Here is a 21,006-nt window from a genome sequence, read left to right on the forward strand (position 1 = left end):
TACGGTGCTTGTGCGTGTTCGCGCGCGTGATCCGCATCGAGCAGCCGACATGAGCAAAACGCCGTCTGCTGCCGGCTCGCTACGATGGATCAGGGATACTCAGGGGAAGTTCAATGTTTAAGAGATCAGCAACGCATTATGGCCGCGCGCCGGCGGCACTCACCCCTTATCAGAAGGCAGGTCAAGTCTGGGACGAGCGCATCGGCTCGGCCCGCCTGCAGGCGAAGAACTGGCGCTTGATGGCGTTCGGCTGCCTTGCTCTGTCTTGCAGCCTTGCCGGCGGGCTGATCTGGCAATCGACACAAGGAACGATAACGCCGTGGATCGTCGAGGTCGACCGGCTCGGTCAAGCTCAGCGGGTCTCGCCTGCAAGTTCCGACTACGACCCGACGGATCCACAAATTGCCTGGCACCTGGCGCGGTTCATCGAAGATGTGCGCGCCCTGCCATCCGATGCCATCGTGCTGCGGCAGAATTGGCTCCGGGCCTACGACTTCACGACCGATCGCGGGGCCGTCGCACTCAATGAATATGCCAGGGCAAACGACCCATTCGCCGGGCTCGGCAAGGCGCAGATCTCGGTGGAAGTCTCCAGCGTCATACGGGCCTCGCCCGACAGCTTTCGTGTCGCATGGATTCAGCGCGCTTACGAGAACGGCTCGCTCGCCTCGACCGAGCGATGGACAGCCATCCTGAGCATCGTCATCCGAACGCCGCGTGATGCCGATCGGCTGCGCAAAAATCCTCTCGGAATCTATGTGAATTCGATCAATTGGTCCAAGGAGTTGGGGCAGTGAAAGTATATCCTTGCGAGTTCAGGACAGCGCCAATGAAGAGGGGCATCACTTCCGCAGCCGTCATGCTTGGCTGCATGCTCAGCGGCTGCTCGACCTTCATTCCACCCGAAATCAGCTATGACACAGATGTGCCGCCGCTGCCTGTGGCGGCAGCGCCGGCGGATGATCGTCCGCGTCCCCTGCATGTGCCTCCATCCTGGAAGCCGTCGCTTGGCGGCAAGCCGGGCACCAAGGAGGATGTCGAGCCGGTCAACCGGATCGAAATCGCCAACAGTGCGGCGCGCGTCGAGCCGAGGCGGAGAGGCTATTTCAACGCCGCACAGATCTACAGCTATAGCCCGGGCGCGCTCTATCAGGTCTATGCCGCGCCGGGACAGATCACCGACATTGCTCTTGAGGAGGGGGAGCAGTTGACCGGCTCCGGCCCGCTCGCAGCCGGCGACACCGTGCGATGGGTCATCGGCGACACCGAAAGCGGCAGCGGCGAGGAGCGCAGGGTGCACGTGCTGGTCAAGCCGACGCGCGCCTCCATCGAAACCAACCTCGTGATCAATACTGATCGGCGCACCTATCTCCTCGAGCTCCGCTCGCGCGAGAAGCCCTACATGCCATCGGTCGCGTGGTACTATCCGCAAGATCGGATCAAGCGGCAGCAATTGACTCCTGTTCCGCTGCTCCCAGAGCTTGCACAACGGCGCTTTCGGTATGCGATCGAGGGGGACAATCCGCCGTGGCGCCCCCTTGCAGCCTACGACGACGGCCGAAAAGTCTACATCGAGTTCTCGCAAGGTATCGTCCAAGGCGAAATGCCGCCGCTGTTTGTGCTCGGGCCTGACGGTAAGAGCGAAATCGTCAATTATCGCACCTTTGGCAGCGTCCTGATCGTCGACCGCCTGTTTGCGGCTGCCGAACTGCGGCTTGGTGGAGAACATCAACAAAAGGTTAGGATCGTCCGCACCGACGGGAGGTTTTCGTCATGACGGAAGAACACCGCGAAGATGAGACCTCCCCGGACGGCGAACAGGAGACAGGTGAGCTCGAGGATGGGTTTCGGCTCCGGCCCGAATACCCGAGCGTCACCCGCTTGTCTCGCAAGGTGCTGCTGACCGGATCCGCGCTCTGCCTGGCGCTGGTCGCCGCGGCGGCGACGTGGGCGCTCCAGAAACAACGGCCGCGTGAGGCCGCTTCCGAGGAGCTCTATCTGGCTGAGCGTCACAATGTTGCTGAGAGCGTCACAGCGTTGCCGCCGGACTACTCGAAGGTCACCCCTCCTGTCCCCCAGCTTGGTCCACCTCTTCCCGGCGATCTCGGCAGACCAATCCTGGCCGCCAAAGGCCAGATCGCCGCGCCAGGCGCTGCGGCCGACCAGGAACAGCAACGCCGTGACCAGGAACAAGAGGCGGCTCGTGTAAGCCGACTGTTCGCCTCTACCAATGTGAGGGACACGGCAGCGTCGAGCGGAGCCCAAGCAGGTGGCGCCAATGCTCCCTCCCTGATCCCCAGCAGCGAGGATGGGTCACTGCAAAACGCTCAGGACCGGAAGCTCGCCTTCGTAAATGCGGCCACCGATCGACGAACGACCAGTCCAGACCGCCTCGTGAAGGCGCCATCACCTTACGTGGTGCAGGCCGGATCGGTTATCGCCGGGGCCCTGATCACCGGCATTCGCTCCGATCTGCCTGGAATGATCACAGCTCAGGTAAGCGAGAATGTTTATGATACGCCCACCGGGCGCTTTCTCCTCATCCCCCAGGGCGCCAGACTGACTGGCATCTATGACAGTCAGGTGAGCTTCGGCCAGAGCCGCGTGCTGCTCGTTTGGACCCGGTTGATCATGCCGAACGGCCGCTCGGTCGTCTTGGAGCGCCAACCGGGGACAGACACGCAAGGCTATGCCGGCCTTGAAGATCAGGTTGACAACCATTGGGGTGAGCTGTTCAAGGCGGCGGCGCTGTCGACCTTCCTGGCTGTTGGCTCGGAAGCGGGTGCAGGTTCCGATGCGAGCAATAGCAACAGCGCAATCATTGGTGCCCTCAGGCGCGGTGCATCAGATTCGCTGAACCAGGCCGGCCAACAAGTGGTCCGCCGTAGCCTCAATATCCAGCCGACCTTGACGATACGCCCGGGTTACCCGGTCCGCGTCCTGGTCAACCGTGATCTCATTCTTGAACCTTATAGAGGCTAGCCGCATGCCTAAATTGAAGATTGCAGCGCTTGTGGACGATCGGCCTGTCAAAATGACGGTCGAACTCGCGGCCCATGTTCACCGGGATTTGCACGTCTATGCCGATGTGCTGGCGAAGCAAACCGGACAGGCCGTCGAACCTGCCAAGCTCATTGGCCCGATGTTGGCGCGCTTCATGGCGACAGACCGGGCTTTTGCGAAATCAAAACGTCAAGCCCGCTCTTCCCCTCCTGAAGAATAACATTCTCTCAGAAGGGCTAGGAAGTGGGCGACAACAGATCTTTCATCGCCGGTTCTGACATGAGCTGACATTGTGATCCGACTGGGTCCCCTTGCGTCGTGCAGTTCGCGATACACCACCCCTGGGAATCCGGCGTGAGCTTCGGATGCCAATAACGGCGTGACGCCGCGGCCAATGCTGACGAGACTGGTCAGCTTGCTGCGGCTCACGTCGCAGGCTTCGATTAAGGCCCCGTTTCCATGAGCCGCCAGTTTGCAGACCAGAAGGTCTTCGACTTCTCTTGCGGGATCATCGCGGCTGACGAGAACGGTTCGACTGTGCAGATCGGCGCAGGAGACCGACTCGTTCTGAGCTAACTCATCATTCTTGGCGAGTGCGATGAGAATACCTTCACGCCATAGGGGAAAGGCCGCCGTGAGCAGCATGGAAGATAGACCGTCTGGCGCGATGGCGATATCGAGCGAGCCCGTCTGAAGCGCGATCAGGAGTTCCGGCATGACGCGTTCAAGGACGGCGACCTTGATTTCCGGATAACGGCTTTGAAACTCGGCGATCGCAGGTGTTATTCGTCCTGCGGAGACGAATGGGCAGAAGCCGATAGCCAGGTGATCCGCCCGCTTGGACAGGGTCAAGACTGTCGCCTTCGATAATGAATCGACCTGCTCGATGATAAGCTTTGCCGTCCTCAGGAATGTCGTACCAGAGGCTGTTGGATTCATCCCGTATCTCGATCGCTCGAACAAGCGGGTACCAACCAGGCATTCCAATCGTCCGATCGCCCGACTGATGGCCGAGTGTTCGACACCCAGCACCCTGGCTGCGCTCCGAATGCTGCCCGCTTCATTGACTGTCACAGCAACGCGCAGATGTTGTAAACTTATTGGATTGGATATTGGTCGCTGTGTCTGACAGGCAAGGTGGTCGATTGGAGGCATTTACAAATCAAGGTGCGGCGATTTAAGTCGGATGAGTTCTGCGGGCAGCGAGCCGGCAGTCAGGCGGCGTGCGACAGGACTGGAGTCCAGAGAACTGGGCCGGCGAGTCCACCGGCCGCACGTATCCTGTCCAAAGCATTGAGCGTGATTTCCAGGTGGCCGGCGACAGCAAGCGTGTTTCCAATTTCACAAGGCGATGCAATCCGGCGAAGCGGCCATCCTGCGCGCCTCAGAATTCGCTCCATCCGGACGTCGGTGACTGTGACGATGCTCGTGAGCTGTCGAGACAGACCAAACTCAATCATGCCCGCGAAGAGTTCGTAAGTTGCCCTCGCAAGCCCGTGTGCCGCCTTCGGAGCATCTGAAGGAAGATCAACTGCAAAGCGGCTGCTCTCCCACACATGAGGATCCGATGGGGCAGGGCACTTTCCCAGGAGCACAGAAAAGGTGTCGCGGATCATCGTCGGGCCGGTTGTCGGCAAAAGGCGAACCGACCCCTGCACCAGTCCCTCGACCGACGTTTGGACGAGATATACCGGACCTAGCGCGTCAAACTCGTCGGTCTCCATCTCGCCGGAACTGTGAACGCTCCAATCTAATCTTTGCTTGAAGACGCGATGCCGCAGCCTGTGCATGGCCGCTAGCGTTTGGGAGAACGCGCCGTGAAATGGTTCGGCAATCAGTTGAATCATGACCCCTCCTGTCCGGATTTCGACTATATGGGAGAGCCGGGTGCAAATGGCACCACGTACAACTAGAGGGGCGGCGCGGCCCTAATCTTGCCTAACTGCCTTAGCAGCGCCAAGTCGTGAAGTCGCTTCGGCCAATGTCCTCACGCCCAGCTTGTTCTTTGCATTATTCAAATAGGACTTCACGGTATTTGGCGATATCTGCAGGATCTGCCCAATCTCCCATGTGGTCTTGCCCTTTGCGACCCAGTCGAGGCACTCCATTTCGCGACGTGAGAGTTCAACGTTAGCGATCATCAGTTCATGAGAAAGCTTTTGCCGCACGCGCCGGTCGAAAGAAATGGCCATGAACTGGAGGACCTCCGAGCGGCGCTCTATGCTCAATTGAAATGCTCGGTCATTCTGGTCGGTGGCAAACGTCAAGGCGGCCATGGAGGCGCCGTTGTGGATTGGAACGGTGAATCCCAATCGGATCCCACACTGAGCAGCTTCGTCGAGCAAGCTTCGCTGCGCCCGAGAAATCAATCTATGAGGTTCCCTGTGGTCCCAGCTAAAGGGCTCCGTGGTCTCCAGCGCACGCTCGATAATGGGGTCGAGGCGCTCATAGTGACTGCGCACATAATGCGCAACCCAATTGGCGGGATACGTGGAAATCACGAGGGCGTTCTCACCCCGTCTCTTCGGCCAGGCCAGATAAGCCAAACATGGCAGCTCAAGTGCGCGTCCGGTGACCGCCAAGGCGTCGCTAAAGCCATCAGCGTGGTTCGCGTTGATCAGCAGATTGAGAAAATTTTGGAAGATACGGTGCGTGCTCATTCGCATACGATTCGGTAGAGAAGATGAGCGACGTTACGAGTCCCTTTGCTGCGTAAAGGCAAGTTGTTCGAAAGTCTCGCGACGTCACACTGTTAACCGACCAGCGATCGAGCTGCACCTATTCAGCTCACGTCCACTTTCGACACGGCGCAACCGACATCACTGTTCTGGGCGGTTCTGTAGGCGAGAACCGCCAAAGAGCGCAAGGACGACAAGCCCTGATAGTTTGGCGGTCATCTTCCACACACGCAACTACACTTAGAGGCCGCAGTCCTGCGCTCATCGCAGAATTTGGCAGGATAAATGCGCGTACGCCGGGATTCTTCGCGGATTTACTCCCAAAGTGGTCCTACGTTCTCTACGGCAGGCGAGGCGGGGCTGAGGAAAAGCTAAGAGATAATTTTTCGTAGGCAGACGGGGCCGTGCGCGTCAAGCGCCGCCCAGCGTTCTGCTCGCCGTCCAGTTGGAGACTTTTCTATGCGTCGTCGAAGCGGCCTTTCGAAAATGCCTACACTTTTGCGATCATTGCTCTCGATCGCCAACTAAGGGGACGACGGCAAGAGACGGGGTTCTGAAGTGCATGAATTGATCAGGCAGACCGCCTGCAGTGTTGTCGAAAAATTGCGGAATGGCGAAGTAAGCCCCCCGGAGCTGCTGGACGCGCTGGAGCAGCGGATCGGGCAAGTCGACGGCAAGCTTAACGCGCTGCCCATCCTTTGTTTTGATCGCGCGCGCACACATGCTCGTACGCTGATGGAGCGACCTACCGGCGCACGTGGGCTGCTGGCCGGTCTTCCCGTTCCCATCAAAGATCTGATTGACGTTGCCGGCACTCGCAACACACAGGGCTCCCCGATCTTCAGGAACAAAATAGCTGAGACGTCGGACATCTTGGTCGAGCGCATCGAGCAGAATGGTGGTGTTGTTTATGCAAGATCGAACACCCCCGAGTTCGGAGCGGGGGCCAACACGGTCAATGAACTCTTCGGAGCAACGCTCAATCCGTGGAATCCAGCTCGCTCTGCTGCTGGCTCGTCCGGAGGTGCCGCGGTTGCGATCGCCGCCGGCATGGCTTGGGTTGCGCATGGCTCTGACATGGGGGGCTCACTCCGAAATCCGGCGAGCTTTTGCGGTGTAGTGGGTCTTCGGCCGAGCTTGGGCCGAGTGGCCCGAACTCCCAAATCTAAAATCGACCGCAACCTCGGCATACACGGACCAATGGCGCGCAATGTCGAGGACGTTGCGCTCCTGTTGGACGCAATGAGTGGTGAGCATCCTGCCGATCCACTGTCCTTGCCGGCACCCGCAGAATCGTTCCTGACGACCACGCGCACGGCAAAGAGACCAAGACGGGTTGCCTATTCGGCCGATCTGGGCATTACACCCGTGGATCCTCAAATTGTGGAAATTACCCGCGGCGCTGCAGCGCGCTTCGTCGAACTTGGTGTAATCGTCGAAGAAGCTCACCCCGATCTTCGAGAAGCTCAAGAGTGCTTCCACGTTCTCCGCGCATTCGATTTCGCTATTAGCAAAGCTGCTCTACTTCGAAGCCATCGCGATCTGCTCAAGCCGGACGTCGTTTGGAACATCGAAGAAGGGCTGAAGCTTTCTATCGAGCAACTCGAACGCGCCGAGGAGCAGCGAGTTGCCATGGTGGTGCGCGTACTTAAGTTTTTCGAGAAGTACGATCTTCTCTTGACGCCGGCAACAATCGTAGAGCCTTTCCCCGTGGCCAACAGCCACGTCATGGAGTGCGACGGCAGACAATTTGAGAATTACGTGGATTGGGTTGCCATCGCTTTTGCAATCACCCTCGTCTGTTGCCCCGCGATGTCTCTGCCCTGCGGTTTCACGAGTTCCGGCCTTCCGGTAGGCTTGCAAATGGTCGCTCCCCCTCGAGCCGACGGGCAGTTATTGGCCGGTGCTAAACTGCTTGAAGATAGTTTGGGGCTACTCGGCAGTACGCCGATCGATCTGGGGCTCGCAACATGAATGGCACAATCGCGGTTCTCGGCTGCGGGCTTATAGGCCAAAGCTGGTCGGCGCTATTCACTGCCTATGGTTATGACGTCGTCGGCTGGGATCCAGCGCCAAAATCGCAGTCCCTGTTGCAAGAAGCGATTTCTCGATGTCAGAAGCAGGTTTTTCGTCCCTCGGAACTTGAATCAGGCCTTGGTTCCTTTCGCCTTGTCGAGACACCGGAACAGGCGGTTTCCGACGCCTTTTGGGTTCAGGAAAACGCACCCGAAGTGCTCGAGTTAAAAGGAGAGCTCTACGGCCGCGTTGAGGCGGCAGCCCATCCCGATACGGTACTCGCAAGCAGTACATCCTCTCTAACTTGGTCACAGCTTGCCACCAGCCTAAAACGAACCTCGCGATTCATTACTGCTCATCCCTTCAATCCTCCACACATCATGCCGCTAGTGGAGATTTATGGGGCCGATGCTGATCTTCGGACGACGGCTGTGTCGTTCTTTCGCGGGCTCGGCCGCGAGCCAGTTCTTTTAGCCCGCGACGTAGTAGGGCACATCGCCAACCGGCTTGCTTCAGCACTCTGGCGTGAAGCGGTCAACTTAGTCGCCGAGAATATTGCTGATGTCGCCGCTGTCGACGCGGCGCTCGTGCATGGACCTGGGCTGCGCTGGTCAGTGGTCGGTGCACATATGGCCTACCACCTTGGTGGGGGTCCTGGGGGAATTGAGCATTACCTGCGACATCTCGGGCCTAGCCAGGAACGCCGATGGGCCACGCTAGGTCAGCCACAGCTTACTCCCGATGTCTGTACCCGTCTGGTCGCTGGCGTCCATGCAGAGGCGGATGGCAGATCGATTTCCGAATTAGAAGGTGAACGTGATCGCGCACTCTTGAGACTCCTTGCCGCGCGGAGTTCAATTTAAGCATATGGACAAGCTCAGCGTGGGTTGACTTCAGCGACAATTGGAAGACAACCTGTACATCCGAGCCGGCGCTCGCAGGACTGACGCGCCGTTGACATTGGCCAAAGCTGTTGCCTGACGGCGCTATCAAGCGTGAATTGCACCAAACAATCATCATTGCCAAGCCGCCGACGGCGCGTGGCACGCTCCCTCAGTCTGAGCTGCTGCCGGTTTGATGGACACCGAGATTAGGTGTTTCATGAAGCCGGAGGTGGGCGATGAAGAGACGGAAGTTTAGTCGCAAGTTCAAGATCTAGGCGGTCAAGCTGGTCCGGAAACGCGGGGTGTCGGTGGCACAAGCCGGCCGCGACCTGGACGTTCATGAGAACGTTCTGCGCAAATGGGTCAAGGAGTTCGGCTGCTGATTCCGCTTGATGTCGCCCACCATTCCGGGATGATGTCGCCCGGGGTATCGCAAGAGCGAACCCGGGGTGACGAGGCCTCTTCTGGCTCCGATACGGTCCCGCCTTTCGTTGCGAAGGGGGACCTGGATGCCGACGGAGAGGCTTGCGATGCGCCATGTGCGCGATGTGATCAGATTGAAGTCGGCTGGGATGCCGACCCGCGAGATTGCGCGGCGGTTGGGGACGGTGCCTTCGACGGTGCGGTTGACGATCCGCCGGTTTGAAGCGGCGGGGCTGACCTGGCCATTGCCCGACGGCATCACCGACGCTGTGCTGGAAGCCCGGTTGTTCGCCAGCGCGGGAGCCGGTCTCGGCACCCGGCGTGGCCATCGCCGGCAGGCGGAGCCGGACTGGGCGGCGGTGCACCGCGAGCTCCGGCGCACGCACGTGACGCTGTCGATCCTGTGGGAGGAGTACATCGCGGGCGAACCCGGCGGGTATCGCTATTCGCGGTTCTGCGAGCTCTACCGGGCCTGGGAAGGCCGGCTGTCGGCGACGATGCGCCAGTCGCATGCAGCCGGCGACAAGCTGTTCGTCGATTATGCGGGCGACGGCGTGCCGGTGGTGATCGACCGGTTTACCGGCGAGCGGCGCACCGCGCAGATCTTCGTCGCGGTGCTCGGCGCATCGAGCTTCACCTGCGCGCAGGCGACCTGGACGCAGGGGCTCGCCGACTGGATCGATGGCCACGTCGGCGCCTTCGAGGCGATCGGCGGCGTGCCGGCACTGCTGGTGCCGGACAACACCAAGGTCGCCGTGATCAAGGCCTGCCTGTACGATCCGCAGATCAACCGCAGCTACGCCGACATGGCGGCGCAATACGGCACCGCCATTCTGCCGGCCAGGCCCACGGCGGCCACGGGACAAGGCCAAGGTCGAGCAGGCGGTCCTCATGGTCGAGCGCTGGCTGCTCGGACGGCTGCGCCATCGGACCTTCCACAGCCTCGCCGAGGTCAACGCGGCGATCGCCGAGTTAATGACCCGGCTCAACGAGGAGCGACCGATCCGGCGGCTCGGCGTGCCCCGCCGCAAGCTGCTGGAGGAGATCGACCGGCCGGCACTCAGGGTCTTGCCGGAGAGCCCTTACGTGTTCGCCGAGTGGCGGATCTGCCGGGCCAGCATCGACTACCACGTCGAGGTCGAGGCGCATTACTACAGCGTCCCGCATCGCTTCGTCCGCGCCGAGGTCGAGGTGCGCTTCACCGCCCGCACCGTGGAGATATTCCACAAGGGCGAGCGGATCGCCGCGCATCAGCGCATGAGCGGCAACCACAAGCACACCACCGTGCCGGAACACATGGCGTCCAGTCATCGGCGCTACGCCGGCTGGACCATCGAGCGCATCCGCAAGGAGGCCGCCGCGATCGGGCCGGCCACCGCCGCGCTGTGCGACCTGATCCTCGATGAACGCACGCACCCCGAGCAGGGCTTTCGCACATCGGCGCGCACCTACGGCTCAGTCAAATCGATCCTCGCCAACAATCTCGATCGGCGGCCTTCACCCAAGCGGCCCGCGGACGACGCGCCGATCCTCCATCCCAACAACCGCGGGCCGCGCTACTACAACTAGGAGATCACGCCTTGCTCACGCATCCGCCCCTCGATCAACTCTACACGCTCGGCCTGCATGGCATGGCGAAGGCGCCTTCGCCGACATCGAAGCCGGCGGCGAGGCCGCAAGCCTCGGCCACGCCGAATGGCTCGCGCTCCTGCTCGAACGCGAAGCGTCGCTGCGACGCGACAAGCGGCTGTCGAAGCGGCTGCAATACGCCAAGCTGCGCCAGGAGGCCTGCGTCGAGGACATCGACTATCGCACCCCGCGCGGCCTCGACCGCAGCCTGCTGACGATGCTGGTCGAAGGGCAATGGATCGACGACCACGCCACCTTTTGATCTGCGGGCCCTCCGGCGTCGGTAAGAGCTGGCTCGCCTCAGCGCTCGGCAACAAGGCCTGCCGCGACAATCGCTCCGTGCTTTATCAGCGCGTCCCACGGCTGTTTAGCGATCTCGCTTTGGCGCGCGGCGACGGCCGCCACTCCCGCCTGCTGCGCGCGCTTGGCCGCGTCGATCTCCTCATCTTTGATGGTGTGGACGGCCTCACCTCAACGGCATCATAGTGCCAAGGCGTGGTCGCCAGAGCGCCACAAAGAAGGGGGACCGTCCGAGATGAAGTTTATTAGAATAGGCGTTGATCTCGCCAAGAACTATTTTCAGATTAATGCGCTGTCTAGTGAGGATGCCCCAGCCGTAAAGCGCAAGCTGACGCGCCGGACGATGCGCGAGTTCTTCTCGAGGATCGAGCCGTGCCGCGTTGGCATGGAGGCTTGCGGCTCAGCCCACTATAGGGCGCGCGAACTGAAGGCCATGGGACACGATGTGTCTCTGATGCCGCCGGCCTACACAAAACCCTATGTCAAGCGAGGTAAGAACGATGCCGTCGATGCGGAAGCCATCTGTGAAGCGGTCTCGCGCCCTGCCATGCGTTTTGTGCCGATCAAGAGCGCTGATCAGCAAGCGACCCTGATGTGGCACAAGACGCGCGAGCTGCTGGTCAAACAGCGAACGATGAGCGTGAACGCTCTACGCGGCCATTTGGCCGAATTCGGTCTTGTCGTCGCCAAGGGCACCGGCCGCGTCGACGAGCCTTTAGGCCTCGCAGAAGGCGATGCGACTCTTCCCGACGCCGCTGTCCTGGCCGCGAGGGTTCTCGGTCAGCAAATTGATGCGCTCGGAGGCGCACTCGATGATTTGGAGAGGGAGATCGCCAAGGCTCACGCGCTCAGCGAGACGAGCCGTTCGCTCGGAGAAATTTCCGGCGTTGGCAAGCTTGTTGCCTCGGTAATTACAGCCAGTGTACCAGACCCAAGCGTATTCAATTCGGGACGGGATTTTGCTGCCTGGCTGGGTCTGACGCCCAGGCAAATTTCAAGCGGGGGTAAACCAACTCTCGGAACCATCACCAAGGCGGGTAATCGATATATAAGGAAGTTACTCGTTCTCGGAGCAACATCGCTTCTAAACGTTGTGGAAAAACGCCGCGGCGGCTTGCGCGACTGGATTGTCGGGCTTTTGGCTAAAAAAGCCGGCGCGGCTTGTGACCGTCGCCCTCGCCAACAAGCTTGCTCGGATCATCTGGGCAATGATGAAAACCGGAGAATGCTTCCGCACCGAGATGTTCGCCAAACTTTGAGTGTCGGACAGCCGCATCGAAGAGTTATAAGCTTGGTAAGTGCAAGAAAGGCATGATGAAAGACAACGGTCGCCACCGAAAACCAGGAAAACCCGACCAGTCGTGTGAGCCTCAAAGCTCGCATCCTTGATGTGACCCCTTGGTTGTCGGACTTCATCAGGGCCAGCGGAGATATGATCCGCGCAAAACGCCGGACATACGATCGCAGCCGTCCAAGTCGTTCGAAGTGCCAAATTGTGCTTGCCATCAGAGGCCGTCCACATACGACGACTGGGGCCTCGAGCCGCTTGACGCCGCGGCCCGCCACGACCTCCTGGAGATCCTCGAGGACCGCTACGGCCGCGGCTCCACCATCGTCACCAGCCAGCTCCCGATCGATCAATGGCACGCGCTGATCGGGGAGCCGATGACTTCATGATGCCTCCTCCTTCGAACGCTTGGTGTGTTGTACTCGATTGCGAAGCTGACTGATTTGTTCGTCTGAGAGCTCGATCTGCCATGGCTGGCCTTTGGTTAACTGACGACCTGCCAGCATTCCGCGCGCGAGATAGTCGAATACCGTCTGCGGGGTTACTCCAAGCTCAGCCGCTGCGCCCTGAATCGAGAAGCTGCCGTCGGGCCAGCGCATCGGATTCTTGTCTACGCCGTTGATTTTGACCGTGGGAATGCCCCAGCGGGTGCGCAACAGCCGGACGTTCTCGCCTTTGAAAGCGCAGCCTCGGGCCGCGACAAAGCCTTCCTGATTGAGGATTGCCGCGATCTCGGCATCCATTTTATGTTCAGCATTCAACTCGACGATCCGTCGCCGCAACCGATCAATGTCAATGTAGTTGCGGTAGGTATGAACGCGCCGTTGTACGTGATGCTCGCTGGTTGTGGCGGTCTGCCAGACGACGGGCCAAGCGAGAAGCGTCGAGGCTCACCACAAGGCCGGCGTTGCCAAGGCCGATCTCGGCAATGAGCTTCTGGAAACCATGACGATCCACAGCGCCAGCTCCGGACTTGCCCAGATCCTCGTCAATGACCTGGACGCGCTCCGGCGGCCAGCCCAGACCGATGGCCCGATCGACGAGGCGGTACTGCAGCTCGGTGCTCTCCTGGTGCTGGCGCACCTGGTTCACGGATGACTGCCGCACGTAGACGTAGGCCAACTTGGCTCGGTGTGCGGTCGTGAGCCGCTCGTCAGCGACGGTCGAGCTGATCAGCACGACCCAGTCTCCTTCCGGCCGTGCCGGGAACCGCTTGCATTCGCCGCAGCAGCGTGGCGAGGATTTGAGCGATCTGGGTTTGCGTCGCGGTCGACAGATTCGGCCACAGGCGCGGAATGTCGGCCGTCGGACGGCGGGGTGGATTTGCCAATATCGGCAGGGGGCGATACGCAACGCGACCTGGAAGCGGTCGGTGGGTCATCGCGAATCACCTTCTCGTCGAGAAGGCTCAGACTCGCGCTCAAATGTTGCATCAATGGGATCAGCGTACGGGCACTGATGCGCGGCAGATCGGCGGCGTTCGGGCGAGGCGTGATCGGCGTCTCGACAAGATCCGTCGACGCGATCCGAACTGCCCGCGGCCGGCCGTCCGGCAGCGCGACAACGACGTAGGCGGGACCGCCCCCGACCGCTCCTTCAGCACCTCAAGCCGGTGCCCAAAAAGAAAATGATGCGGGTCAGTGATCGTGACGTGAGACACGACCCGTTCCAAAATAGGGGCACTCTGTTGTGTTTGGTGATCCCACCTACGCCGACGCCGTCCTCGACCGCCTGGTCCATAACGCCCACCGGATCGATCTGAACGGCGAAAGCATGCGGCGAACCCGCAAACCTGACCGAAAGGCCTGAGCCTGTGGCGCTGTGGACATGCCGCTACGCTTGGACAACGCAAGAGCGTTGCCCACATGCCCACAGCAGGAACAACAGAAAACCCCGCCCGTCGAGCCGCGATTCAAGATTGACCACGCGGCTTCGCCGATGCCAGAAACCAGACAGCCAGAACGCCTCGCGCCCCGGGCGACATCAAATCGGAATGGTGGGCGAGATCATCTCGGAATACTGGAGGGTTCAAATAGGTCCCGCGTCGCAGATCTCGCCGCAAGTCCAGCGCGGGACCTATTTGAAGCTGGATTGAACGAAGCCGCGTCTTGTGAGCGAGGACCTATGGGGGCTCGATCTAGGCGCCGGTAGGCGCGATTGACCCGATGTCGGGCCCGCGAGCGAGTGTGGCCGCAGATTGCCGTTGATATTGGCAGCAGAGGATGCCGGCGTCGATAGCGTCGAACGGCGCGTCAAGCCCAAGCGGCTGACTATCGCCCGTTCGCCGCGCGTTGTGAGCGTGCTTGATCGTTCCGACGGAGAACGTCGGCATGGCGATGCCTGCAGTGGGAGCGAACAAGTCGAGGTAGTCGGTCATGATGTATCGCAGCGAGGTGCTGCGCGTCGCGGCGTTTGCGCACGCGGCACAGGCCCAATCTCGACCATGCGGCCTCCGCAGATGGGGCACAAGTCGAGGCGGTGACCAATGAGGATGGCGCAGCGCTCACGATAGTCGACAGCTTCGGCAGGCGGAGGCGGCTCTGGCGCCTTTAGCGCCGCTCGGATGCGCGCGAGTTTGGCGACGCGGCAGGCGTTCGCCAGGAAGCCAAAATGACGGATGCGGCGAAACCCCTTCGGCAATACGTGGAGCAGAAAGCGACGAAGGAACTCCTCAGTGTCGAGCGTCATCACTTTGGATCTGTTGCCAGCGCGATAATCCTTCCACCGGAAGCGGACGTGGCCCTGGTCACAGGTAAGGAGCCGGCCGTTGGCGATTGCAACGCGATGGGTGTAGCGCCCGAGATAGGCCAGAACCTGTTCTGGTCCGCCGAAGGGACGCTTGGCGTAGACGACCCACTCGACCTTGCGGAGGGCGGTTAGATGGCGGGCGAATGCCGCTGGCTCGACGAGGTGCGCGAGATGGCCGAAGAACTGGAGCTTGGTGCCATTGAACGCCGCCTGCAGGCGCTCCAGGAACAGCCGACGATACAATCGTGACAGGACGCGAACGGGAAGGAAGAAGCCGGGGCGACAATGAACCCAGCTTCCATCAGGGGCGATCCCGCCGCCTGGCACGAGGCAATGGGCATGCGGATGATGCGTCAGGGTCTGGCCCCAGGTATGGAGAATGGCGATCATCCCGGTCTCGGCACCGAGATGCTTCGGGTCGGCGCTGATGAGACGGATCGTCTCGGCTGCTGCCTTGAGCAGGATGTCGTAGACCGCCGTCTTGTTCTGCAGCGCGATGGCGGCCACCGGCGCCGGCACGGTGAAGACGACATGGAAATAGGGGACCGGCAGCAGGTCGGCCTGGCGCTCGGCGAGCCATTGGGCGCGCGCGAGCGCTTGGCACTTTGGACAGTGCCGATCGCGACAGCTGTTATAGGCGACGCGGACCAGGCCGCAGTCGTCGCACCGCTCGACGTGGCCGCCGAGCGTCGCTGTGCGACACGCCTCGATGGCCGCCATCACACGGCGCTGATCGGAGGACAGCCGAGGACCCTGCGCGGCACGGAAGGCGCCGCCGTGGCGGCGGAGGATGTCCGCCACCTCGAGCACGGGGCGCATATGCGCAGCTCAGTCGGGTGGGATCACCCTGACGGAGAGTCCATCGAATGGGCTGGTCGTGCGGGCGAGCAGGTTGGTCGCAACCTGAGCGTAGCGCGCGGTCGATCCCAGGTCGGCATGTCCGAGCAGAACTTGAATGATGCGAATGTCGATCCCGCTTTCCAGGAGATGGGTCGCAAACGAGTGCCGGAGCGTATGGACAGTAATCGGCTTGGCAAGCCGAGCGCGGCGGCGGGCGGCGCGGCAGGCCGCCTGGACGCAGCGGACGCTGACATGTTCACTTGGGTCTTGGCCTGGAAATAGCCACAGCCCCGGTCGGGCTCGCATCCAGTACGTACGCAGAATCTCCAGCAGTCGCGGAGAAAGCATCGCGTAACGATCCCTGCCGCCCTTACCGTTCTCGATGTGGATCAACATTCGCTTGCTGTCGATCGAGCTCACCTTCAGGCGGACGACTTCACTAACCCGTAAGCCAGCCGCATAAGCCGTCGCCAGCACGACGCGATTGCGCACCCCTGTAACCGCGTCCAGGAAGCGCTCGATCTCTTCGGCACTAAGCACGAGCGGGAGCTTGTCGGGCTTCTGGCCACCAATGATCCGCTCGAATGCCTCCGTCTGCCCGAGTGTGACGCCGTAGAAGAACCGCAGCGCGCAGGCCACCTGATTGATGTGGGACCACGAGCGCTTTTGGCCGATGAGATGTAGTTGGTAGGCGCGGACCTGCTCGAAACTCAACCGGTCCGGGCATAGCCGAAATGGCGGCTAAACTTTGCGATCGCATAGATATAGGATTGTTGAGTCGACGGCGACAGATTGCGGACCGTCATGTCCTCGATCATGCGCTGCCGAAGAGGGCTCATCGTAGCCATCTGGGTCTCCTGTCTTGAGAGGGGTGGTGCGAAGACCAACATCCTCTCAGACAGGACACCTCAGTTCAGCAGGTTTGCCCCCTACTGCCGCGTAGCGGGTTCGTTCAATCCTGGGCGAGATCAAATCGGTACACCCCGGCGAGATCATTGGAATCAGCAAGTTCGGCTCCGACCCGGTGCAGGCCTTTCCCGGTCACGGGCAGATGAAGCCGGAGCAGCAGGAGATCGAGCGGCTGCGCCGTGAGGTCGCCAAGCTGAAGGCCGAGCGGGATATCCTAAATAACTGTCCAGCGTCGTGGCGCGCCTGCGCGGGATAGAAACAGCCTTGTGCTATCCTTTAGCTCGGAGGGTAGCGGCCGTCAGCTTATTGGAGGCACTGTCCCCGTTAAAAAACGTGGTCCATGGGCGCATGCGGACTTGAGAGTGGTGACGCCGTTTCGACGGCGATCCCGATTAGGAAGATGACAAATTGGCATAGCCCTGACCCTCCAGCCCATCATCGGACGGAGGAGTTGCGATGCCTAACAGGACAACCGACCGCGGCCCGGACCTAAAGCTGGTCAACCTCGGCCGGCCGCTATCGATATCGGATCAAAGATGCACATGGCCGCGGTAAACCCGGCCTGCACCGACAAGCCAGTGCGTGCATTCGGCACATTCACGCAAGACCTGCATGAACTGGCGGACTGGTTCAAGATGTGCGGCGTGACCAGTGTCGCGATGGAATCCACTGGGGTCTATTGGATCCCAGTCTACGAGATCTAGAACAGCGCGGGTTTGAGGTCATTCTGGTCAACGCGCGGTACGCCAAGAATGTACCTGGCCGTAAAACCGATCTCAGCGATGCCGCTTGGTTACGCCAGCTCCACTCCTATGGCCTGTTACGGGGCAGCTTCCGACCGATGCCGAGATCGCAACGTTGCGAGCCTATCTACGCCAGCGCGAGCGGCTCGTGGAATATGCTGCCGCCCATATCCAACATATGCAAAAGGCTCTGATGGAGATGAACCTGCAGCTCCATCATGTTGTGTCGGATATCACCGGCGCGACCGGCATGCGGATTATCCGAGCCATTGTTGCAGGCGAACGCAATCCCGACGTCCCGGCAACCTATCGGGACGTGCGCTGCCACTCATCGATCGAGACGATCCGCGCAGCGCTCGTAGGCAATGACCGCCACGAACATGTTTTCGCGTTAGCTCAATCACTGGAGCTCTACGACGTTTATCAGGCAAAGATGCTCGACTGTGATCGCAAGCTCGAAGTCCTGATCAGTGCATTGAACACCAAAGGAGCAAGACCGGTCGGAAACCTAGCCAAGCCGCGCGTAAAGACCAAGCAGGTCAACACCCCCACCTTCGATGTCAGGACCGCACTGTACAGAGTGCGGGGCGTCGATTTGACTGAGATCCACGGGTTGGGTCCGTCGCTCGCATTGAAGCTCATTGGCGAGTGCGGTATCGATCTAACGGCATGGCCGAGCGCCAAACACTTCACTTCCTGGCTCTGCCTCGCACCCGGCAACAAGATCTCCGGCGGCAAGGTGCTGTCTTCGCGCACACGGAGATCTTCAAGTCGCGCAGCTGCGTTGTTGCGTTTGGCAGCCACAACCGTGGGGCGGAGCGAGACAGCGCTGGGAGCATTCTATCGCCGGTTGTCAGCACGTGCGGGTAAATCGAAGGCGGTGACGGCGACGGCTCGCAAGATTGCGGTTTTATTCTACAACACACTCCGGCACGGCATGAGCTACAAGGATCCTGGCGCCGACCAATATGAGCAGCAATATCGTAGCCGCGTCCTCGCCAACCTACAGCGCCGGGCGAAATCGCTAGGCTTCGTGTTGCAGGCCATCCCGGGCGACGCCAATCCGGCTGTTTCTTAGGAAGGCCGCAGCCTACTTCGCGAAGGAAGCGACATGAAGTTCCCCTTCGTTGCGAAGCACCGGACGATCTGGCCGGTGGCATGGCTATGCGATGCGCTGGGGGTGTCGCGGTCGGGCTTCCATGCTTGGCTGAATCGTTCGCCCAGCGCCAGATCCCGCAGCGACGAGGAGCTCGGCGGCAAGGTCAAGGCCAGCTTCGCCGCCAGCGACCGCACCTATGGCGCACGCCGAGTGTGGCGCGACCTGCTCGCCGAAGGGGCGGATTGTGGCCTGCACCGGATTGAGCGGCTGATGCGGCTGCAAGGCTTGCGGGCGCGGCCGCGACGTCGGCGCTTGCCGAAGGACAGCGGCGATCGACAGCTCGAGACCGTACCGGCGAACCTCCTTGACCGGCAGTTCGCCGCCGAGCGTCCCAACCAGAAATGGATCGCCGACTTCATCTATCTCTGGACGGCCGAAGGCTGGCTCTATGTCGCAGCGGTGATCGACCTGTTCTCGCGCCGCGTGGTGGGCTGGTCGATGAGTGCCGCCATGACCGCACAGCTCGTGACGGACGCATTGTTGATGGTCGTCTGGCGACGCGGCAAGCCGGATGCGCTGTTGCATCACTCCGACCGGGGCAGCCAAGGCGGATTCAAGCGGTCGTCGCAATACCAATTGTGTTCACTCACGATAGCAACTCGTCAAGGGCCTCTGCCGGCGTTTTCCAACCCAGGGTTTTTCTCGGTCGAGCATTGAGGGCCGCGGCCACAGCGGCGATCTCGTCGGCGCCGTGGACGATAAGGTCGGTGCCTTTCGGGAAGTACTGACGCAGCAGCCCATTTGTGTTCTCGTTGGTGCCACGCTGCCATGGGCTGTGCGGATCGCAGAAGTAGATTTGGACACCCGCGTCGATCTTAAGACGATCGTGCTGAGCCATTTCAGCTCCCTGATCCCAGGTCAGCGAACGACGCAGCTCTTCGGGCAAGCTGATGATGGTGCGCGTAATCGCGTCGCGCACCGCTTCAGCTCCGTGCCCTGCGAGAGTAGGCCCATTCTTCATGCGCGGAGCTTCGCCATGCCCCGCAAGCCGGGGAAGATGCAGCAACATCGTGAAGCGCGTCGTACGCTCAACCAGCGTGCCGATCGCCGAGCTGCCAAGACCAAGGATGAGGTCTCCCTCCCAGTGACCCGGCACCGCGCGATCGGCCGCTTCGGCGGGGCGTTGACTGATCATGATCTCCGGCGAGACAGAGCTCCTGTCTCGCCTGCGTACGCGCGCCCTGGGTACCCGCAACACGCGCCCCGTTCGCAAGCAGGCCGACAGTTCGCGGCGTAGCGCTCCCCGCCCCTGAACGAAGAGGGCTTGATAGATGGCTTCGTGGCTGATGCGCATCGTCTTGTCGTCCGGGAAGTCGATCGGCAAGCGTCGGGCAATCTGCTCTGGGCTCCAAGCCCTGGCCCATCGCCGATCCTTGCGCGGGCGGGCGGCCCTTCCACGGAACGGCGGGACCAGGAACGGCAGCGCCACTCAGGGTCGTGACGACGCCAGCCAGCGCTGCTCCCCATAAGTGCGCAAGGTTGTGTTGAGCGCAAGCTTGCTCGGTTTGGGTCGACGGGCCGATCGCTCGGCGTGCCATTGGGCTGTCGACGCACGATACTCCAGGCCGCCGCTGCTCGTCGCGGCATTGCGTCGTAGCTCACGGGAGATAGTCGAGACGGATCGGCTAAGTCGGCGCCCGATCTCGCGGCTCGAAAGGCCCTGAACGCGAAGAAGTGCAATCTCCTCACGTTCCGCAAACGAGAGGTACCGCCCGGACGGCGGCTTGGTCGAAGTACTGAACATCGCTGGTGCCATGCCGCCCGCGTCGGAACAATCTGGTTCCGACAGGCTGCGACATACCAGCCGCCAATGCAGCATCCTCGCTGGTCATCCCCTGCGCGATCCCCAACCAAAATCGCTGGAGTGCAGATCGCCCCGCTACCGGCGGTCGTCCCCGTGACGGCAACGGCGCCCGTCCAGAACGGTGTGATCGTCGCTTTCGAATCCCATCGCAACCTCCTTCGTTCAGGTGTTGCGACGACCGCTTGAATCCGCCCAGTACACAAGCGAGCAGTTCCAGCGCCTGATGGCCGACAACGGCATCGTTTGCAGCATGAGCCGCTCCGGCAACGTCTGGGACAACGCGGCGATGGAAAGCTTCTTCTCCTCGCGCAAGACCGAGCGTACGGCCAACAAGATTTATCGAACCAGAGACGAGGCACGCGCCGATGTGTTCGACTACATCGAACGATTTTACAACACGACGCGCAGGCACTCGACCATCGGCTATCTCAGCCCGGTTGAGTTCGGGCGTAAGGTGGGATTAGCTTGACCGGGTGTCCATCAAACCGGCAGCAGCTCAGTCACGTGTTTCTGTTTAGAATGCACGAGCCGCTCAACAGACACGCCAGATTGTTCATCCATGCGACGCCTTCGGAGCCACTT

The 21,006-nt window shown here is 61.0% G+C and carries 13 protein-coding genes and 12 pseudogenes; 15 read left to right on the forward strand and 10 right to left on the reverse strand.

Annotated features, from left to right (window positions below):
• The first annotated feature begins 113 nt into the window (after positions 1-113).
• Genes trbF through X268_RS36965 form a run of 4 tightly spaced genes read left to right on the forward strand, consistent with a single transcriptional unit; the run spans position 114 to position 3,223 of the window.
• The gene (gene trbF, locus X268_RS36950; protein WP_128929821.1) at positions 114-797 is read left to right on the forward strand and encodes a conjugal transfer protein TrbF; all 684 of its coding nucleotides are present in this window, start codon (positions 114-116) and stop codon (positions 795-797) included.
• Positions 798-829: 32 nt separating this feature from the next.
• Positions 830-1,777 carry a P-type conjugative transfer protein TrbG gene (trbG, locus tag X268_RS36955; RefSeq protein WP_128929822.1) on the forward strand — a complete coding sequence of 316 codons (948 nt, stop codon included), beginning with the start codon at positions 830-832 and terminating at the stop codon, positions 1,775-1,777.
• Positions 1,774-2,982 carry a TraB/TrbI/VirB10 family type IV secretion system protein gene (locus tag X268_RS36960; RefSeq protein WP_128929823.1) on the forward strand — a complete coding sequence of 403 codons (1,209 nt, stop codon included), beginning with the start codon at positions 1,774-1,776 and terminating at the stop codon, positions 2,980-2,982. Before trbG ends, X268_RS36960 begins: the two co-directional genes overlap by 4 nt.
• A 4-nt stretch (positions 2,983-2,986) precedes the next feature.
• Positions 2,987-3,223: a DUF2274 domain-containing protein gene (locus X268_RS36965; protein WP_128929824.1), complete on the forward strand. Its 237-nt coding sequence runs from the start codon at positions 2,987-2,989 to the stop codon at positions 3,221-3,223.
• Here the strand turns inward: X268_RS36965 and X268_RS36970 are convergent.
• The 4 genes and pseudogenes from X268_RS36970 to X268_RS36980 form a co-directional block, all read right to left on the reverse strand.
• A complete protein-coding gene (locus X268_RS36970; protein ID WP_232995622.1) occupies positions 3,193-3,942 on the reverse strand; it encodes a LysR family substrate-binding domain-containing protein in 750 nt (249 codons plus the stop codon). The two genes, X268_RS36965 and X268_RS36970, sit on opposite strands and share 31 nt — an antisense overlap.
• Before the next feature lie 39 nt (positions 3,943-3,981).
• Positions 3,982-4,158 (reverse strand): annotated as a pseudogene (locus tag X268_RS40985) (helix-turn-helix domain-containing protein); the annotation flags it as partial.
• A gap of 59 nt (positions 4,159-4,217) precedes the next feature.
• Entirely contained in the window at positions 4,218-4,850 is a 633-nt protein-coding gene (locus X268_RS36975) for an acyl-homoserine-lactone synthase (RefSeq protein WP_128929826.1), read from the reverse strand.
• Between the two features lie 81 nt (positions 4,851-4,931).
• Positions 4,932-5,663, reverse strand: coding sequence for a LuxR family transcriptional regulator (locus X268_RS36980; RefSeq protein ID WP_128929827.1), 732 nt, complete (start codon positions 5,661-5,663; stop codon positions 4,932-4,934).
• A gap of 576 nt (positions 5,664-6,239) precedes the next feature.
• Here X268_RS36980 and X268_RS36985 point away from each other — a divergent pair.
• From X268_RS36985 to X268_RS37015, 7 genes and pseudogenes are all read left to right on the forward strand, one after another.
• Positions 6,240-7,655, forward strand: a complete 1,416-nt coding sequence (locus tag X268_RS36985; protein ID WP_128929828.1) for an amidase — start codon at positions 6,240-6,242, stop codon at positions 7,653-7,655.
• Positions 7,652-8,560 carry a 3-hydroxyacyl-CoA dehydrogenase NAD-binding domain-containing protein gene (locus tag X268_RS36990; RefSeq protein ID WP_128929829.1) on the forward strand — a complete coding sequence of 303 codons (909 nt, stop codon included), beginning with the start codon at positions 7,652-7,654 and terminating at the stop codon, positions 8,558-8,560. Before X268_RS36985 ends, X268_RS36990 begins: the two co-directional genes overlap by 4 nt.
• A 257-nt stretch (positions 8,561-8,817) precedes the next feature.
• Positions 8,818-8,952: pseudogene (locus X268_RS36995) on the forward strand (transposase); the annotation flags it as partial.
• Between the two features lie 159 nt (positions 8,953-9,111).
• Positions 9,112-10,573 (forward strand): annotated as a pseudogene (gene istA, locus X268_RS37000) (IS21 family transposase).
• A gap of 11 nt (positions 10,574-10,584) precedes the next feature.
• Positions 10,585-11,086, forward strand: a pseudogene (locus tag X268_RS37005) (ATP-binding protein); the annotation flags it as partial.
• An 82-nt stretch (positions 11,087-11,168) separates the two neighbouring features.
• Positions 11,169-12,192, forward strand: a pseudogene (locus X268_RS37010) (IS110 family RNA-guided transposase).
• Positions 12,193-12,457: 265 nt separating this feature from the next.
• Positions 12,458-12,598 (forward strand): annotated as a pseudogene (locus X268_RS37015) (ATP-binding protein); the annotation flags it as partial.
• A 6-nt stretch (positions 12,599-12,604) separates the two neighbouring features.
• Here the strand turns inward: X268_RS37015 and X268_RS37020 are convergent.
• Together X268_RS37020 and X268_RS37025 are read right to left on the reverse strand one after the other, a co-directional pair.
• Positions 12,605-12,964: a hypothetical protein gene (locus X268_RS37020; protein ID WP_128929830.1), complete on the reverse strand. Its 360-nt coding sequence runs from the start codon at positions 12,962-12,964 to the stop codon at positions 12,605-12,607.
• A 49-nt stretch (positions 12,965-13,013) separates the two neighbouring features.
• Positions 13,014-13,400 (reverse strand): recombinase family protein, encoded by a 387-nt coding sequence (locus X268_RS37025; RefSeq protein ID WP_128929831.1) that lies wholly within the window; start codon positions 13,398-13,400, stop codon positions 13,014-13,016.
• A gap of 510 nt (positions 13,401-13,910) precedes the next feature.
• On the opposite strand from X268_RS37025, the pseudogene X268_RS37035 reads away from it, so the two are divergent.
• Positions 13,911-14,030, forward strand: a pseudogene (locus X268_RS37035) (ATP-binding protein); the annotation flags it as partial.
• Positions 14,031-14,358: 328 nt separating this feature from the next.
• On the opposite strand, the gene X268_RS37040 reads toward X268_RS37035, so the two are convergent.
• The 3 genes and pseudogenes from X268_RS37040 to X268_RS37050 all read right to left on the reverse strand — a co-directional run bounded on the left by X268_RS37040 (position 14,359) and on the right by X268_RS37050 (position 16,657).
• A complete protein-coding gene (locus X268_RS37040; RefSeq protein WP_128929832.1) occupies positions 14,359-14,598 on the reverse strand; it encodes a hypothetical protein in 240 nt (79 codons plus the stop codon).
• The gene (locus X268_RS37045) at positions 14,595-15,788 is read right to left on the reverse strand and encodes an IS91 family transposase (protein WP_128929833.1); all 1,194 of its coding nucleotides are present in this window, start codon (positions 15,786-15,788) and stop codon (positions 14,595-14,597) included. The genes X268_RS37040 and X268_RS37045 overlap by 4 nt, the downstream gene beginning before the upstream one ends.
• 9 nt (positions 15,789-15,797) lie before the next feature.
• A pseudogene (locus tag X268_RS37050) lies at positions 15,798-16,657 on the reverse strand (tyrosine-type recombinase/integrase).
• A 517-nt stretch (positions 16,658-17,174) separates the two neighbouring features.
• Here X268_RS37050 and X268_RS37055 point away from each other — a divergent pair.
• Positions 17,175-18,539: pseudogene (locus X268_RS37055) on the forward strand (IS110 family RNA-guided transposase).
• Positions 18,540-19,166: pseudogene (locus X268_RS37060) on the forward strand (IS3 family transposase); the annotation flags it as partial. It abuts the pseudogene before it with no gap.
• 40 nt (positions 19,167-19,206) lie between these two features.
• Here X268_RS37060 and X268_RS37065 read toward each other — a convergent pair.
• Positions 19,207-20,566: pseudogene (locus tag X268_RS37065) on the reverse strand (IS30 family transposase).
• A 42-nt stretch (positions 20,567-20,608) separates the two neighbouring features.
• Between X268_RS37065 and X268_RS37070 the strand changes: the two are divergent.
• A pseudogene (locus X268_RS37070) lies at positions 20,609-20,893 on the forward strand (integrase core domain-containing protein); the annotation flags it as partial.
• Between the last annotated feature and the right edge of the window lie 113 nt (positions 20,894-21,006).

The sequence above is a fragment of the Bradyrhizobium guangxiense genome, assembly GCF_004114915.1.
GTDB lineage: Bacteria > Pseudomonadota > Alphaproteobacteria > Rhizobiales > Xanthobacteraceae > Bradyrhizobium > Bradyrhizobium guangxiense.